This is a genomic window from Rossellomorea vietnamensis, from assembly GCF_001305855.1.
GTDB classification, from domain to species: Bacteria; Bacillota; Bacilli; order Bacillales; family Bacillaceae_B; genus Rossellomorea; species Rossellomorea vietnamensis_A.
In genome coordinates this window covers 50,284-66,532 of the sequence record NZ_LIXZ01000018.1, presented here as the reverse complement: position 1 = coordinate 66,532, position 16,249 = coordinate 50,284, and the positions used below count along the sequence as shown (strand labels likewise).

Below are 16,249 nucleotides of genomic sequence, written 5' to 3'. Positions count from 1 at the left end.
GTTCCAAAATGGAAGGCATATGAGTGGGGTAATACCCGAAAGGGTTATTGGAGGATCGCACAAAGTCCAATACTACACAAAACCCTTGGCAATTCCTTCTGGAATCGCCAAGGGCTTCTAAGTCTTATCGTTAGGTATGAAAGTCTTCGTCAATCATCTTGATTGAACCGCCGTATACCGATCGGTACGTACGGTGGTGTGAGAGGTCGGGGATTAATCATCCCCTCCTACTCGATTACATAAATAGTAACCTAATAAATTTCTTACCATCTTTTCATCATTTTTTAATTTAATCTGACTATAATCGGGCTTGTAAAGATAAAATAACAAAAGGAATAGCTGGCAGAAAGGATGAAGATACATGGGATATTATGACGGTAATCCTAATTCAGAAGGCAGGAGCGGCAGACAAAAGGGAAATCGGGGAGGAATGTTTTTGGCGGGGCTGTTGGGCGTCGTCCTTGGGGCGATCCTCGTGATCGTGGCCATTCCTCAGCTGACGAACTTTGATATATTACCCTATTCAGTCCAACCGGATCAGGATTTGAAAGAAACGGATCAGGCGTATCATAATGGAACCACCAAGAATGTGTCTGTCAATGTGACGACGGATGTGACGAAAGCCGTTGAAAAGACGGGAGACTCAGTGGTTGGAATCACAAATATCCAATCCCAGAGCTTCTGGGGTCAGGGTGGTGGTCAGACACAGGATCAGCAGGCAGGAACAGGATCAGGGGTCATGTATAAAAAAGAAGGAAAAACCGTCTATATCGTGACGAATAATCACGTGGTGGAAGGGGCAGACCAATTGGAAGTCACCCTCGCTGACGGTACAAAGGTTCCTGCTAAACTCCGTGGTACTGATGTTTGGACAGACCTTGCCGTCATGGAAATCGACGGAAGCAAGATCAAGGATGATGACATTGCCGAGTTTGGGAATTCCGATGAGCTGAAAGCAGGTGAGCCTGTCATCGCCATCGGGAACCCACTTGGCCTTCAATTCTCAGGTTCCGTGACGCAGGGTGTCGTTTCTGGTGTAGAGAGAACGATTCCTGTCGACATCAATCAGGATGGTATGGAGGATTGGAACGCAGAGGTTCTGCAAACTGATGCAGCCATCAACCCCGGGAACAGCGGTGGAGCCCTTATCAATATTTCAGGTCAGCTGATCGGGATCAACTCCATGAAGATCGCCCAGGAAGCAGTGGAAGGAATCGGACTTGCCATTCCGATCAATTCTGCTCGACCTATCATTGAAGACCTTGAGCAATACGGAGAAGTGAAGCGTCCTGCAATGGGTGTGACACTAGAAGACGTCAATCAGATTTCTGCCTATCATCAGCAGGAAACCTTGAAGCTGCCGAAAGATATCCATTATGGTGTGATGATCAGACAAACCGTTCCGAATTCACCTGCTGCTCAAGCTGGATTACAGGAGCTGGATGTCATTACTGAACTTGATGGCGAGAAGGTCGAGAATGTAATTGATCTCAGGAAGCATCTATACAATAAAAAAGAAGTGAACGATCAAATGAAAGTGACCTTCTTTAGAGATGGCAAGAAGAAAGAAGTCACGATGAAATTGACGGATGAATCCCGATTATAGAGTGTGGATAAAACGAAAAGCAGGAAGAGGGTGCGCCCTTTCCTGCTTTTTCTTTACATGATATGATGATTGTGGATAAGTATATAATCAACAATAATAAGGAGGAAACGACATGATTTACTGCTGCTTAGAGCACGTGGAACTAGCCATGGATATTGTCGTCGATGAGCATGAGGTAGCGCCTCAACTAACGGAGCTTTCTGAAGATAAGAAGTTATCCACAACCTGTGAATATTGTGGGAATAACGCCGTATATATAGTGGCGAACTAATATTCCCATACCATATAGGGAAAGGTATTGTGGATATGTGGATAATTTCTGTGGATAACGTGTTTGTAAATTGTTTGTAAAGCGAGTGTGGATAGTGAACATCACAATAGTAACGGTTGGAAAGCTGAAAGAAAAATATTTAAAACAAGGAATCGGCGAATATGTGAAGCGTCTTGGTGCGTACGCAAAAATCGATATTGTAGAGCTGGCGGATGAAAAGGCCCCAGAAGTATTGAGTGACTCTGAAATGGAGCAGGTGAAGAATAAAGAAGGTGAACGGATCTTAGCAAAGATCTCACCCGATCATCATGTCATTGCCCTCGCCATCCAAGGGAAAATGCGTTCTTCAGAAGACCTCGCAGATAATCTGGACAAGCTTGCAACCTACGGCAAAAGCAAAGTGGCATTTGTGATTGGCGGATCATTGGGATTGAGTGATGACGTGATCAAGAGATCGAATGAAACCCTTTCGTTTTCGAAAATGACTTTCCCTCATCAGTTGATGAGACTGATTCTGGTGGAGCAGATTTATCGGGCGTTTCGGATTAATCGGGGGGAACCGTATCATAAGTGAAAGGTTGTTATCCTAATGCCTCTCCTATTTGTTGGGGAGGCAAGAAGATAATAAGTTTTCTAAGGGCAAATAGAAAGGAGAAGGAGGGATAATATTAAAGTTATAGAAAATAGATTGACAATTTAAAAAATTCTTTTAGACTAAAAGTAGTTCTTTCCTCAAATTCTTCTTAACTAAACTACTCCTTGATTCTTTATTTGCTTTTAACCCCCACAGTTGAAACCACATTAAGCTTTTTTTTCCTTTAGATTTCACACCCATTCATTTTGAAAAACTGTCTAAAATTCAATTAATAATGGAGATGATTCATTCTTGGCATCGATTATGTATGCTAGTAAATGCCCCTGTTGTGAACGTGCTGCTTTTGTAGATGATTATTACAAAACTGATGAGAAGTACATCTATTGTATGGTGTGCGGTTATTATTACATTAAAACAATAGAGGAATATACCGAAAACTCTATTAAGTACAAGGAAGAGGTATGTAATGGACACGGTATGTTTGTATTGGAAAATAAAGATGGAAACTGCCAAAAGGTAAGATTGAACAATATACTAACAGTTGCGCAATTGGAAGAGTTAAAGACATCACTTATGGAGAGGAGTGTTAACCAGGAGAAAAGCTATTTAATTTCTTTCGAAAACGGAGTATTTACCATCCTATTTGGCAACCCACCCGAAAATTCCCACTTATCGTTTGATGAGTATCGGAGAAAGATGATTGCCAAGTATGGAGAGCCTGAATATGATTTTATGGTTCCAGTTGAGGGATAGATAAGTAGAAGAAATTGAGGAAAGGATGGTTTTCAAATTCATTTAGTTATATTTAGGTTAAAGTTTGCCTGAGTATGGAGGAGGATTGATATGGGATTTGAAGAAGAGTACCAGGCTTTTTTGAATATACACATTCAGGAAAGAAACGGGGAACGATTGAGGCGTTTACAAGTAGGCCACAATCAGGCTGAAATTTTGTTTTTGAAGCAAGTTTGGTGGCCTTCGTTTTTTCATTTTCAGTATCTTCATCCAGAGTATGAAATCGATGATTTTAAAGATGGAAAACGGTATTTAGATTTTGCTTATATTCGTCCGGCTATCCGGATTTGTTTCGAGGTCGACGGGTATGGCCCTCACTTAAAGAATATAAGCAGATGGCAATTTTCCGATAGTCTGGAACGTCAAAACCAGTTGGTGATGGATGGGTGGACTGTCATCCGCTTTTCTTATGATCAAGTGAAAGAAAAACCCCGTCGATGTCAGCAGGTCGTTCAACAGGTAATTGGGCGGTGGTTAGGTGATGAGCTGGACCAGACCACTCTATCCTATGCTGAGAAAGAAGTACTTCGGCTAGCGATTCAAAAAGGAAAAACGATATCTCCTATAGAAGTTGAGAAGTATATGAAGATAAGTGACAAGACGGTAAAAAAATTACTTTCTCAACTAGTTGAGAAAAAGATGTTGATTCCTTCATCTGGAATCAAAAGGATTCGTTCCTATCGCTTGGGGGATCAGGTCAAGCACTCAATCAGATGATAGACGGAAAAATTCCGCTTAATTAGTAAATTGAATGGAAAACAGCTTAAATAAACGGAGAAATTCCGCCTATTGACTCAAAAAACGTGAAAATGGGGAATTGAATTTTGTATAACCGGAAAAACTCCGCTTAAATACCCCTCAAACGATCTTCAACCTACATATAACCGGAGAAACTCCGCTTAATTGACATCCGCTGGTCAACTCGATCCCTCCTGTTGACAAAATCCATATCACCCCTTAAAATTATCAACTATTCGACAGTGAAACGTTGAGCGACAAAATTTAATTAATAGAAAGCTATGATTGCTATGGATCATCCCGTAGCAGGAGCAGCTTCTGGAGAGACCGCGGAAGATCCGCGGCGCCGAAGGGTTCATTATCTCAGGCAAAAGGACAGAAGAGTATCGGATATTTCTTTGGTGTGAGCTCATGCCAAATTATATTTGTTATTCTTATGACCACGAGATTGGAGCCCCTCCAATCTCTTTTTTTTATGCTCATTTGTTGAAGTGCTTATTTTTTATTGGCTGTAAGGAGGAGTTAAGGTTGGAACATCGAGAATTAAAGAGGGATTTATCGAATCGCCATGTTCAGCTGATTGCGATCGGCGGTACGATTGGGACGGGGTTATTTTTAGGTTCAGGTAAGGCGATAGAGCTTGCCGGCCCATCTATCATATTTGCTTATTTAATCGTCGGTATTGCCCTTTTTTTCGTGATGAGGGCGCTGGGAGAGCTGCTGTTGTCTAAAGCAGGCTATCAATCGTTAACAGACATTGCGGAAGAGTATCTTGGAGCTTGGGCTTCCTTTGTGACGGGGTGGACGTATTGGTTCTGCTGGATCATGACGGCCATGGCTGATGTGATTGCTGTGGGTGTATACGTGAATTATTGGTTTCATATCCCGCAGTGGATACCGGCACTCTTCTGCGTGATCATTTTATTAGGACTTAACCTATTGACTGTAAAGCTATTCGGGGAATTGGAGTTTTGGTTTGCTTTAATCAAGGTCATGACGATTCTTGCGTTGATCGGTGTCGGCGCTGTGCTGTTGGTGATGGGATTCAAGACGGATGCAGGGGCGGTTACGGTGACCAATCTGTGGGAACATGGAGGGTTATTTCCGAACGGAATGTCAGGTTTCCTGCTTTCATTCCAGATGGTCATCTTTGCGTATGTCGGTGTGGAATTAGTGGCTGTATCAGCAGCCGAAACCTCTGATCCGAAAAAGAATATTCCATCGGCCATCAATAAGATTCCTTTACGGATTTTATTTTTCTACGTCGGCGCTCTGATCGTGCTTTTATGCATTAACCCATGGACGGGCCTCAATACGGCAGAAAGTCCGTTTGTGAAAACATTCAGCTTAATCGGCATTCCGCTGGCAGCCGGAATCATCAATTTTGTGGTGCTGACATCAGCTGCTTCTGCCTGCAACAGCGGCATGTTCTCAACAAGCCGGATTCTATATAACTTAAGCAAAACGAATCAGGGGCCGTCTCCTTTTGCAAAACTGAATAAAAATCATGTACCAAGTAATGGTTTGTTCATCTCAACCCTGGTCATATCTGCAGGAGCCCTGTTAAGCAAGCTTTTACCCGAGCAGGCTTTCGGGATTGTGACAACCATTAGTGCAATTTGCTTCATCTGGGTGTGGGGTGTGATTCTGATTTGCCATCTGAAGTATAAGAAAACACGTCGGGACTTGCACTTGAAATCAACATTTAAAGCACCGCTCACGCCATTTATCAACTATGTCGTGCTGACAATGTTTGCGGTTATATTGGTGATCATGCTGGTTTCTGAGGCAACGCGTCCGGCTTTATTGCTGACGCCTCTGTGGTTCATATTTTTATTTGTTTTATATCGGTTGAGAAGAAAAAAGGAAAAACTTCAAGGCTTGAGGCACCAATCGTAGCCATTATTCAGAAAAATCAGGTATGATGGTTACTAACGAAACCAATAGAGGGAGATGTAACCATGAAATATGAGAAAGTCCGCTGGGGAATCATCGGCTGCGGAGATGTGACAGAAAAGAAGAGCGGTCCTGCTTTTCAAAAGATTGATAACTCGGAACTTGTAGCGGTCATGAGAAGAACGGGTGAGCTGGCAAGGGATTATGCAGAAAGACATGGGGTCCCGAAGTGGTACGATGACGCGGATGCATTGATTAACGACCCTGAGGTGGATGCGGTTTATATCGCTACGCCGCCGGGCTCGCATAAGGAGTATACGCTGAAAGCAGCCGCTGCGGGAAAACCTGTTTATGTGGAGAAGCCGATGGCCCGCAACACGGAGGAATGCAATGGAATGGTGACTGCCTGCAAAGAAGCGGGGGTTCCTTTATATTTGGCATATTACCGGCGGGCTCAGGAGCGCTTTTTGAAAATAAAAGAATTACTGGCTCAAAAGGCGGTCGGAGACGTTCGGTTTGTGTCCACCACTCAGTATCAAAAAGCAGGGAACGACGTGAAGGATTCAGAGAATCTTCCCTGGCGCGTGCAGCCTGAAATAGCCGGAGGCGGCTTGTTCTTTGATCTGGCGAGCCATACCCTCGATATTCTCGATTTCCTGCTCGGACCGATCCAGGAAGCAAAAGGCTTTTCTTCGAATCAAGCGGGCTATTATGAAGCGGAAGATATTGTGACGGGTACATACCAGTTTCAATCAGGAGTCCATGGAATTGGAAAGTGGTGTTTCACAGCTTTTGAAGACGTGGATATGAATGAGATTATCGGAAGTGAAGGGAAGATCAGCTTTTCTACCTTTGGGGATGACCCCGTCATTCTGACGACCCATGAAGGGCAGCAGCAATGGAGTTTCGAGCGTCCCGAGCATGTCCACCAGCCGCTTGTAACGACGATTGTGAAAGAGTTAACCGAGGGCGGTAATTGGTGTCCGAGCACGGGAGAATCGGGTGCGAGAACCAACCGCGTGATGGATGAGATCGTCGGAAAGTGAAAAAATGATAAGAAATGTGGTGGGTAAAACAATGAAAACCCGTAACCTGGGGAATACAGGAATTAAAGTGTCAGAAGTAGGGTTTGGCGCATGGCAATTAGGCAATCAGAGGGATTGGGGAACCATGACCGATGAAGAAGCCATCTATTTAGTTGATCAAGCGATGGATATGGGATGCAATTTCTTTGATACTGCCCCTAATTATGGATCGGGTAAAAGTGAAGAACTCCTTGGAAAAGCCTTCAAGGGAAAAAGAGATCGAGTGGTCATCAGCAGTAAATGTGGACATCATTCCAATGATGAACAAAGCTTCGAACCTGAGAAATTGATTTTATCGGTGGAAGCCAGTTTACGAAGATTAAATACTGAATATCTCGATAGTCTTCTGCTTCATAACCCTCCTTTTTCAAGCCTTAATGGAGATTCCCCTCAATTTGAAGTGCTGGAGAAACTGAAAAAACATGGAAAAATCAGAGCGTATGGAGCTTCGGTGGATACTGGAAAAGAGATGGGTGAACTTTTAAATAAAACAGGCAGTCAAATTATAGAGGTTATGTTCAACCTATTCCATCAGGAACCAGCCTCAGCAATGAAATCCGCTCATAAACAGGGAGTCGGGGTCATCGTCAAGGTTCCGCTGGATTCGGGCTGGCTTACCGGGAAGTATGATGCCAAAAGTACATTCAGTGGAATCAGAAGCAGATGGACTGAAAACGAAATCAGGAGAAGAGGGACGCTGGTAGAAAGAGTCCGCCGAATCCTGGGAGATGACACCTCTATGGTACAAGCAGCCCTGCAATATATCCTTTCACGCGAAGCAGTGTCTACCGTGATCCCTGGAGCAAGAAATATTCATCAATTAAATCAGAATATCTTTGCATCAGAAGGAAGCCTACCATTAAAAGTTATGAAAGAATTAGAAGATCTTTGGGACGAAGAAATAAAGGGTTCCAAGTTAACATGGTAGTTGAACCAGTGAATGGAGATCTTTGATGACAGCGCAGCGAGTCTCTTCGCTAAAGAAAAGAAGAAGTTTATCCTCAAGTGGGACAAACTTCTTCTTTTCTTTATAAACCGTGTATTATCACCCTTTTTTGTGAAACCTATTTATATATAAATAAAGATGGTGACTACTATGTTTTCGGTATGGCTTTTTCTGATTTTAGCAATAGTATCCTTTGTCTCATTAGTCTTTTTGATGAAGAAAATGAATGTCGTTAATGTCTTAGGAAGTTATTTTTTGTCCAATATCCTTCTTACGAATACAGGAGTAATCATAAACTTAAATTTAAAGTTAACACATCAAGATCCATACAGTGAATTGATTTTTTGGACACAAAAGATTCCTGAGTTGTCGCTCAAGCCCGTATTACTTTTATGGTTGGTTTATGTTTTGTTTTCTAAGAGGACGATCTTTACTAAACTCATTCTTTTCATCCTCTTCTTATCAGCCCTTGTTTCAATAGAAGTCTATTTCGTACAGATTGACTACTTGGAATGGATACATTGGAATGTATTTTATTCCTATTTGAGATATAGTCTGATTGTTTTATTAATGGCTGTTTTCTCCTTTTATTTAGAAAAAGCTATGCAGAGAAACAAAGAGGTGAATTCGATATGATTTTTCCTCTCCCTCGTGAATTTGATGCAAATGAACTGTTTATTATCTTTTCGACCATCATTACCTGGGCGTTCATGTTTCTGCTGCCAAGACGCCTGTCGGCTGTTACGATCACGATCATTTGGACATTTAATGTATTTCTTGCGCTGATGGCCGATATTACTCTTACTGTGAAACCATATGAACTTTACTTTACGATCGATCATAAAGCCCATGAGTTATTTGATGTGGTATTGCACTTTGTCACCTACCCCACTCTTCCTTATTTTGTAGTGAATTCTTATCAATATTACAAACCCAAAGGGCTGAAATTTTTATTTTTTATTGTTTTCTGGGGAGGGTCAGCGATCGCTTTAGAGTGGACCTCCGTGCAATTCCATGTTTTCACCTATACCGGGTGGAAAGTGTACCTATCCTTTCTTGTTTATTTGATTGTGTTTGCCGCTTCCATTTGGCTTTCGGACTTTGTTGAAAAGAAATATCCTTCAAAATGGAATTCGAAGGTACTGAATATGAAAAAAGGGTCAGCCTCCCAGTAAGTGAACGCTCCCTGGGGGCTGACCTCTTTTTGAAATTCAATTGGAGTTACTTAGAAACCGAAAAACCCTCATCTTCCTTCAAGACACTTGCATACTCATCAAGCAGAGCACGTACTTCATCCGTGGTTTCTGTGTCCATCAGACGATTTCTGAGCTCGCTTGCGCCACGGAATCCGCGTACGTAAATTTTGAAGAAGCGGCGGAGCGGTTTAAACGGGCGGGGCTCAAGTTCATCGTTATACTGATCATGAAGATCCAGCTGCAAACGCAGTAGATCAAGGAGCTCTCCGCTCGTATGTTCTTTCTTCTCCTTTTCGAAAGCAAACGGATTGTGGAAGATCCCCCGTCCGATCATAAGGCCGTCCACACCGTATTTCTCCGCAAGTTCAAGTCCCTTCTCTCGGTCAGGGATGTCTCCGTTGATCGTCAGTAATGTATGAGGAGCGATTTCGTCACGAAGCTTCTTGATTTCAGGAATCAGCTCCCAATGAGCATCAACGTCACTCATTTCCTTTTTCGTGCGAAGGTGGATGGAAAGATTGACAATGTCCTGTTCCAATAAGTGCTTCAGCCAGTCGTGCCACTCCTCGACTTTGGTATATCCAAGTCGTGTCTTCACACTGACGGGAAGTCCGCCCGCTTTGGCTGCCTGGATGATTTCCGCTGCGACATCCGGTCGGCGGATCAGGCCGGACCCTTTTCCATTCGCTGCGACATTGTGCACGGGACATCCCATATTGATGTCGATTCCGCGAAAGCCCATTTTCGCCACACCGATACTTGTTTCACGGAAGTATTCCGGCTTATCCCCCCAAATATGGGCGACAATCGGCTGTTCGTCTTCCGTGAACGTCAAACGTCCGCGCACGCTGTCCTTTCCTTTCGGATGACAATAGCTTTCTGTATTTGTAAACTCTGTAAAAAACACGTCAGGTCTCGCCGCTTCACTCACAACATGACGAAAAACGACATCGGTCACGGCTTCCATCGGTGCCAGAACAAAAAATGGCTTAGGCAACTCATGCCAGAAATTTTCTTTCATAATCTATTTAAACCCTTTCCTTTAGGGAAGCATATTCCCAAAATTAAAAAGTAAGATGCTTTACTGTTATCCATTCCCGATCAGGATGGATTCCAACCAGTATATACTTTAATGGTATTGAACGAAAAGTGCAAGGGAACGCGTCCTCTTATTAGGAGGGAAATACTTATTATTGAAGAAAAATGAACCAAATCTTGAATAGATTAATAAGACGGTCGGAATATGGATTTCAGTACTTTGAATTTGGAAGAATTTATTTCATAATGCCGAACATAATATGTAAAAAATTGCTATAATTGTTTACAGAAGCAGTGTATCGACCTGCGACAGTAAAGGGGAGCGGCCAATGTCTGAGTTGAATGAAAATCCGTTGATGAAGAGCGATGAAAAGAAACCAAAGATCAAGATGGAAAGGAAAGAAGGGGAACCGACTTCTGCCTTTAAAGGGGCAAGCTGGGCAGCTTTGGTGATAGGTGTTTCCGCTTATTTGATCGGCTTGTTCAATGCCGGAATGGAACTCAATGAGAAGGGGTATTACTTTGCGGTATTGGTATTTGGACTCTATGCAGCTGTATCCCTGCAAAAAGCAGTAAGGGACAAAGAAGAGGATATACCTGTTTCGGGCATCTATTATGGCCTCAGCTGGTTTGCCGTCATTGTAGCCGTATCCCTGATGACCATCGGACTCTATAACGCCGGAAGTATCATCTTAAGCGAAAAAGGATTTTATGGTATGTCGTTTGTCCTTAGTTTGTTTGCGGCCATCACGATTCAGAAAAACATCCGGGATACCCAGGTGGCAAGAGATAGAGACTAATTCAGGTTCCCTCAGGGATTGAGACAGAGAGTGACTGGTTTGCTGCTAAATAAAGAGAATTCGACATCCCAGCACGATTATTATAAAGTTCGCATGATTAGTTGAAATCCAGCATGAAAAACTTTTTAACCGCACGATAATCGAAATCTCCGCACGATCCAGATTATTTCTCGCATGATTCTTCCGATAAAAAAGCCTGCATCACAGGATCCATTTAAAAAAGAAGTATCTAAGAACTATTTTACGTTCTGGATACTTCTTTTTTTACGTTATGCTGCACTTACCTGCTCCTGATCCAACCGATAACTGAAGAAAGTCAGCAGACTCGCACAAATCGCAACCACTCCGCCAACGAGTGTCACATTCATCAACGGTCCCTGGTGGTAGACAAGGCCGCCGAGTGCTGATCCCATAGCGATGCCGACATTGCTTGCAACGGGCATCAGGGAAGCGGCGAGGCCAGTCGCTTTCGGTTGATACACGCCGGCAAGGTCGATCAAGTAAAGCTGGGTCGAGGTGGTAAGGAGGATGGCCATCAAGGACATCAATCCAATGTTGATCAATCCAACGATAAAATAATCGGTCGTAAAGTACAGGGCAAACAGGACAAATGCCTGGATAAGAAACACGAATCGGAGGCGTCCGATGGCATTGTGACTGGCAATCTTTCCTGCAAGGATGTTGCTGAAGATCGAGATGAACCCGTAAGCGAACAGGATCAAGCTGATGGAACTGCCTGGTGCTCCCATCTTGTTCAGAATCGGGACAAGATACGTAAATACTGCATAGGTTGCACCGAAGCCAAGGGATGGAATGAAGAAAGCCATCAGGATCCTTGGATGGGTCAACAATGAGAACTGATCCCGCATGGAACTGCGGTATTGACTGAGCTTACTCGGTAAATTCATGAAAGATGCCAAAAAGGCAACGACACCCAGTAACGTCGTTAATAGGAACGTAGCATGCCAGTTGTACCATTCGGCAATGACCGTGCCGATTGGAACTCCGATGACGTTTGCCAGGGTGAACCCGCCGAACACGAATGAGATTGCGACGCCTCTTTTTGTGACGGGAATGGCTTCACTGGCGATCGTCATTGCAAGTGAAATCAACACTCCTGTCACAATCGCTGTCAGCATCCGAAGCGCCATAAGCATGACGTAGCTTGTGGAAATCACGCATAAAGCATTCAAAACAATGAAAGACCCTATCAAACACAACATCCATTTCCGCTTTGAAAAATGACTAGTTGCCGACATGACAATGGGGGTGGCAATGGCAAAGGTAATCGCAAACGCTGAAACGAGCGTGCCTGCCTTTGCATTCGTTATATGGAGACTCGAAGAAATCTCCGTTAAAATCCCGACGATGACAAATTCGCTTGTCCCGAGAACAAATGTTAGTAACGTAAGGGTAAAGATAAGGAACCAATGCTGTTTAGATAATACCGTTTCTTTCATAAGTACCTCTTTTCTAAGTTGAATATCCATATGGGATAGAATGGGCAAACAATTTAATCATCATACCATAAAACAATTTTTTGCAGTAACCCTTGTATGTGAAAAATAGTAATAAAAGAGCAGAACTCCATTTTCATGTCTTGCACAGCATATTCTTTTTCGAGAAGGGACTAAAATCTTTCATGGAAATGGAGGAAGTTCTTTAATAGACTAGAAGGCTACCCCATTTCGTTTTCTTTTTTTCCTTTCCGATCTGATTTAAAGATATAGAAATTTTCATCCTTCTGTCTATTTATGGAAAAATTATACATAAAAGGTTTCGTCTTTAATCAAGTGTGATAGTTTAATAGAGTAATAGAGAATCTTTCTATTAGGAGGGTGTGGGTAGAATGTTTTTTAAGAAGAAGCCGCAGGAAAAAGAAGCGGATTATTGCGTAGCCATCTTTGTGGACGAACAAACGGAAGAAGGGGTTTACGAAAGATTATCCGATCAGCTTTTTTATGAAGTAGATAACATTGGGGTGATTTCTGAAGCGACGTTATCTGACAAGATGATCGAGCCTTTGCAGGAAAAATTCCCAGATGCTGAAATCAAAGCAGTCAGCTTTGCCGTTCTGAAAATTGACAGGGACAGAATACAGGAAGAAACAAAGATAATGGAAAGTAAGTATAAATGGAGAAAGTTTTTTGATGCCATTCCCCTTACGGAATATTTAAAAGTAGAAGATGAGGCAATGTATGATTTTCGAAATACCCTTTTGTTTACTCATCATATTGAAGAGGTCATTGAATATATGAAGGGGATTGAGATGACTGAGCAACATGATGAAAAGCATAATATCCATATCAATGGATAAACTATACCTGCTATAGGGAGGTGGACAAAAATGCCGAATCAAAACGATAACAAATTCAAAAAAATTCAGTCTGAAAGCTTCAAGCAAGGGAAATCCCAGGAAGAATATGCGGCAGAGCTTCAAATGAATAAAGAAAAAAGCCAGAAAAGGAAGTAATAACGTACTACATAAAAGAGCCATCCCAACTTTTAGACGGGATGGCTCTCTCCATTATAACGACGCTTTGATCACCTTTTTATAATACAAAACCGATAATACACCAAAAATCGAATACATCACCGTATATAATACCATCACGATGATCATCGGCGTCCAGACTTCGGCTCCGAACAGGAACCATCCGGATTGGACCGCAAAGTAACTGTGCAGAAGTCCGATGAGAAGAGGGATTCCGAAGCTGAATAGCTGCTTCGCTTGAATGCCTCTCAACAAGTCACCCTGAGTAAACCCTAATTTTCGCAAAATCGTATAGTTCGGTTTCTCCTCTTCACTTTCGTCCATCTGTTTAAAGTAGAGGATACAACCCGATGTGATCAGGAAGGTGAGGCCGAGGAATCCGACGATGAACATGATGAGTCCGATGTTTTGTTTCTGTTCAGCTTTTACGTCGTATTGGGAATCGTTTTCCCATTTTTCGTTCAGACCCAACTCATGAAAGAGGTCGTTTGCTTTCATGAGATCCTTTTCTTTTTCAATGGTCACACCGATATAGAGTGAGTTTTCTTTCTGAATCTCAGGATCTATATCCTTTTTTAGCTGGTGGAATACTTTGTCATCCACGACGACAACCGGTGAACCACCTGCTGTAAAATACCATGAAATCGGATATTCATCCAGCATTCCCAAGTACTCGAGCTTGGTGACCTCCGTTTTGCCTTTGAGTTCCGTCTTCCCGGAATCATGTAAAGGAATGATCTTTTGGAGTAAGTCGCTGTAGCCTGTAAAAATGGTTTCGTCTTCTTTTACATCGACGCCTTCAACGCTTTTCTCGCTGATGACGGAATTCGGCATGGCATCCAGTGACCCATTCAGTTCGCCGAATTCAGAGTCTGTAATGCCTTTTAGGTTGACGAGTACCTGGATGACTTCAATTTCTTCTTTGTGGTATTCAATGCCCTTCTCAAGTAGCTCATTTTTAAATGTGTCAAAGTCTTGTTTATTCGCAAACGAAAAATCAGTCGGAACGTCATTTCGAGCCGTCTTTTCTGCCGAATAGTAACCGATGTAACTCAAAGATAATAACGCGATAGCCAGTGCCGATACTGTCGTAATGATAGTCAAAAGCAAGGCGTTCGACTTCATTCGGAACATGATGGATGAAAGAGACAGGACCTCGTTAATATTCAAGTATCCATCTTTCTGCTTTCGGATCACATTGAAAATAAAGCTGACAGACCCTTTATAAAAGAGGTAGGTTCCGAGAATGACGGAGCCGAGTATAAAGAGCATGGCTCCATACAGTTGAGTCATGGTCGTGAAGTCTCCGCCAAACAATTTGGAAGAAACATAATATCCTGAGGCAACCAGGATGATCCCAAAGATCCCGATAATAATTTCGAATTTGGACATCTTTTTTACTTTCGTTTCCGTTGAAGACCGGACTCTGAATAGTGATAAGATACTTTGTCTTTTAATGAATACAAAGTTCATCAGCATGATCAGCAGGTAAATTGCGCAGAAAACGATGATGGTCTGAATGAGTGCATGGGTCGAGAAATGAAGCTTGGCGATTGCCTCAACTCCGGTGATGTTGAATAAAATCATGATGATTAATTTTGAGAAGGAGAATCCAATCAAGATTCCGAGGATCATAGACCCGAAATACAGGATGAAGTTCTCCACGCTTAAAATGCGGAAGATTTTATTCTTCGTCATGCCGATCAGCTGAAACAACCCGATTTCTTTACTTCTTCTCTTAATGAAAAGGGTATTGGCGTATAAAAGGAAAATCGAGACGATGACGATAAGCAGGACAGACGCGGCTCTGACGGCTGCTCCACCCTTGATGGTTCCCTTCGCTGCATCCATGGATGGATCATACTGAAGGGTCACGAAGGCGAAATACAGGGCAACACTAAAGACTAAAGCAAATACATAAAGATAATAATTCTTCAGGTTCTTTTTCAGATTTCTGAATATAAGGGTATTAATGTTCATTCTGCACCCCACCAAGCACTCCTTGGGTTTTCATGATGTCAGTGAAGAAATGCTGTCTTTCCTGTTCACCTTTATTTAATTGCGTATAGATCTGTCCGTCCTTGATGAAAACGACTCGACTGCAGTAGCTTGCCGCAACGGGATCATGCGTGACCATCACGATTGTCGCCTTCAGCTTTTGATTCAGCTCACTCAGCTTGTTCAGGAGATCTGAGGCTGATTTCGAGTCGAGTGCACCCGTTGGCTCGTCGGCGAAAATGATGCTTGGTTCATGGATGAATGCACGGGCGGCTGAGGTCCGCTGTTTCTGCCCGCCTGAGATTTCGTTCGGATATTTATCTTTCAGTTCCAGGATTCCAAGCTCCGAAGCAAGGTCATTGAACTTCTGATCGGCTTCTTTCTTAGGGGTCTTGGTGATGGATAATGGCAGAAGGATATTTTCTTTCACCGTTAAAGTGTCGAGCAGGTTGTAATCCTGAAAGATAAAGCCGAGGTGATTCTTGCGGAATTGTGCGAGCTGCTTTTCTTTCATCATCGTCATTTCATTGCTTTCAATCTTAATCGAGCCCTCACTCACTTTATCGATGGAGGAAAGGACATTTAAGAGAGTGGTCTTTCCTGAACCCGAGGCCCCCATGATACTGACGAATTCACCCTTTAGGATGGACAGGTCGATTCCCTTTAACACTTCCTGCTTATTGAATTTATTTCCGTAGCTTTTATGAAGTTTGTTTGCTTCTAGTATAGTCATCATGAAAAACTCCTTTGATTTGATACCTTTATTATAAAAAGCAGGAAGTTTCTTTTCCTTT

At 42.7% G+C, this 16,249-nt stretch carries 16 protein-coding genes, 1 pseudogene and 1 riboswitch; of the genes and pseudogenes, 13 read left to right on the top strand and 4 right to left on the bottom strand.

The window, feature by feature from the left end; all coding sequences use genetic code 11:
• From AM506_RS23190 to AM506_RS18125, 10 genes and pseudogenes are all read left to right on the top strand, one after another.
• Positions 1–162 (top strand): annotated as a pseudogene (locus tag AM506_RS23190) (group II intron reverse transcriptase/maturase); the annotation flags it as partial.
• A 199-nt stretch (positions 163–361) separates the two neighbouring features.
• Positions 362–1,606: a S1C family serine protease gene (locus AM506_RS18165; RefSeq protein ID WP_060674072.1), complete on the top strand. Its 1,245-nt coding sequence runs from the start codon at positions 362–364 to the stop codon at positions 1,604–1,606.
• A gap of 112 nt (positions 1,607–1,718) precedes the next feature.
• Positions 1,719–1,877 carry a CxxH/CxxC protein gene (locus AM506_RS22280; protein ID WP_079532410.1) on the top strand — a complete coding sequence of 53 codons (159 nt, stop codon included), beginning with the start codon at positions 1,719–1,721 and terminating at the stop codon, positions 1,875–1,877.
• A gap of 94 nt (positions 1,878–1,971) precedes the next feature.
• Positions 1,972–2,451, top strand: a complete 480-nt coding sequence (gene rlmH, locus AM506_RS18160; protein WP_060674070.1) for a 23S rRNA (pseudouridine(1915)-N(3))-methyltransferase RlmH — start codon at positions 1,972–1,974, stop codon at positions 2,449–2,451.
• 312 nt (positions 2,452–2,763) lie between these two features.
• On the top strand, positions 2,764–3,225 hold the full coding sequence (locus AM506_RS18155) for a hypothetical protein (RefSeq protein ID WP_060674068.1): 462 nt from the start codon (positions 2,764–2,766) through the stop codon (positions 3,223–3,225).
• Between the two features lie 90 nt (positions 3,226–3,315).
• Positions 3,316–3,981 (top strand): hypothetical protein, encoded by a 666-nt coding sequence (locus AM506_RS18150; protein ID WP_060674066.1) that lies wholly within the window; start codon positions 3,316–3,318, stop codon positions 3,979–3,981.
• Positions 3,982–4,310: 329 nt separating this feature from the next.
• Positions 4,311–4,391: riboswitch (glycine riboswitch) on the top strand.
• A gap of 139 nt (positions 4,392–4,530) precedes the next feature.
• Positions 4,531–5,901, top strand: coding sequence for an amino acid permease (locus AM506_RS18145; RefSeq protein WP_060674064.1), 1,371 nt, complete (start codon positions 4,531–4,533; stop codon positions 5,899–5,901).
• A 62-nt stretch (positions 5,902–5,963) separates the two neighbouring features.
• The gene (locus tag AM506_RS18140; RefSeq protein WP_060674062.1) at positions 5,964–6,944 is read left to right on the top strand and encodes a Gfo/Idh/MocA family protein; all 981 of its coding nucleotides are present in this window, start codon (positions 5,964–5,966) and stop codon (positions 6,942–6,944) included.
• A gap of 31 nt (positions 6,945–6,975) precedes the next feature.
• Positions 6,976–7,911 carry an aldo/keto reductase gene (locus tag AM506_RS18135; protein WP_060674060.1) on the top strand — a complete coding sequence of 312 codons (936 nt, stop codon included), beginning with the start codon at positions 6,976–6,978 and terminating at the stop codon, positions 7,909–7,911.
• A 650-nt stretch (positions 7,912–8,561) separates the two neighbouring features.
• Positions 8,562–9,104 carry a hypothetical protein gene (locus tag AM506_RS18125; RefSeq protein ID WP_060674057.1) on the top strand — a complete coding sequence of 181 codons (543 nt, stop codon included), beginning with the start codon at positions 8,562–8,564 and terminating at the stop codon, positions 9,102–9,104.
• A 46-nt stretch (positions 9,105–9,150) separates the two neighbouring features.
• Here AM506_RS18125 and AM506_RS18120 read toward each other — a convergent pair whose 3' ends face one another.
• Positions 9,151–10,146 carry a tRNA dihydrouridine synthase gene (locus tag AM506_RS18120; RefSeq protein ID WP_060674054.1) on the bottom strand — a complete coding sequence of 332 codons (996 nt, stop codon included), beginning with the start codon at positions 10,144–10,146 and terminating at the stop codon, positions 9,151–9,153.
• Between the two features lie 346 nt (positions 10,147–10,492).
• On the opposite strand from AM506_RS18120, the gene yiaA reads away from it, so the two are divergent.
• A complete protein-coding gene (gene yiaA, locus AM506_RS18115) occupies positions 10,493–10,963 on the top strand; it encodes an inner membrane protein YiaA (protein ID WP_060674052.1) in 471 nt (156 codons plus the stop codon).
• 269 nt (positions 10,964–11,232) lie between these two features.
• Here yiaA and AM506_RS18110 read toward each other — a convergent pair whose 3' ends face one another.
• Positions 11,233–12,423, bottom strand: a complete 1,191-nt coding sequence (locus tag AM506_RS18110; protein ID WP_060674050.1) for an MFS transporter — start codon at positions 12,421–12,423, stop codon at positions 11,233–11,235.
• Between the two features lie 389 nt (positions 12,424–12,812).
• On the opposite strand from AM506_RS18110, the gene AM506_RS18105 reads away from it, so the two are divergent.
• On the top strand, positions 12,813–13,280 hold the full coding sequence (locus AM506_RS18105) for a hypothetical protein (RefSeq protein ID WP_060674048.1): 468 nt from the start codon (positions 12,813–12,815) through the stop codon (positions 13,278–13,280).
• 30 nt (positions 13,281–13,310) lie between these two features.
• Positions 13,311–13,436 carry a hypothetical protein gene (locus tag AM506_RS23350; protein ID WP_268788410.1) on the top strand — a complete coding sequence of 42 codons (126 nt, stop codon included), beginning with the start codon at positions 13,311–13,313 and terminating at the stop codon, positions 13,434–13,436.
• A 54-nt stretch (positions 13,437–13,490) separates the two neighbouring features.
• Here AM506_RS23350 and AM506_RS18100 read toward each other — a convergent pair whose 3' ends face one another.
• Both AM506_RS18100 and AM506_RS18095 read right to left on the bottom strand, forming a co-directional pair.
• Complete coding sequence (locus tag AM506_RS18100; RefSeq protein WP_060674046.1) at positions 13,491–15,437, bottom strand: FtsX-like permease family protein; 1,947 nt, start codon at positions 15,435–15,437, stop codon at positions 13,491–13,493.
• A complete protein-coding gene (locus AM506_RS18095) occupies positions 15,427–16,188 on the bottom strand; it encodes an ABC transporter ATP-binding protein (protein WP_060674043.1) in 762 nt (253 codons plus the stop codon). Before AM506_RS18095 ends, AM506_RS18100 begins: the two co-directional genes overlap by 11 nt.
• Between the last annotated feature and the right edge of the window lie 61 nt (positions 16,189–16,249).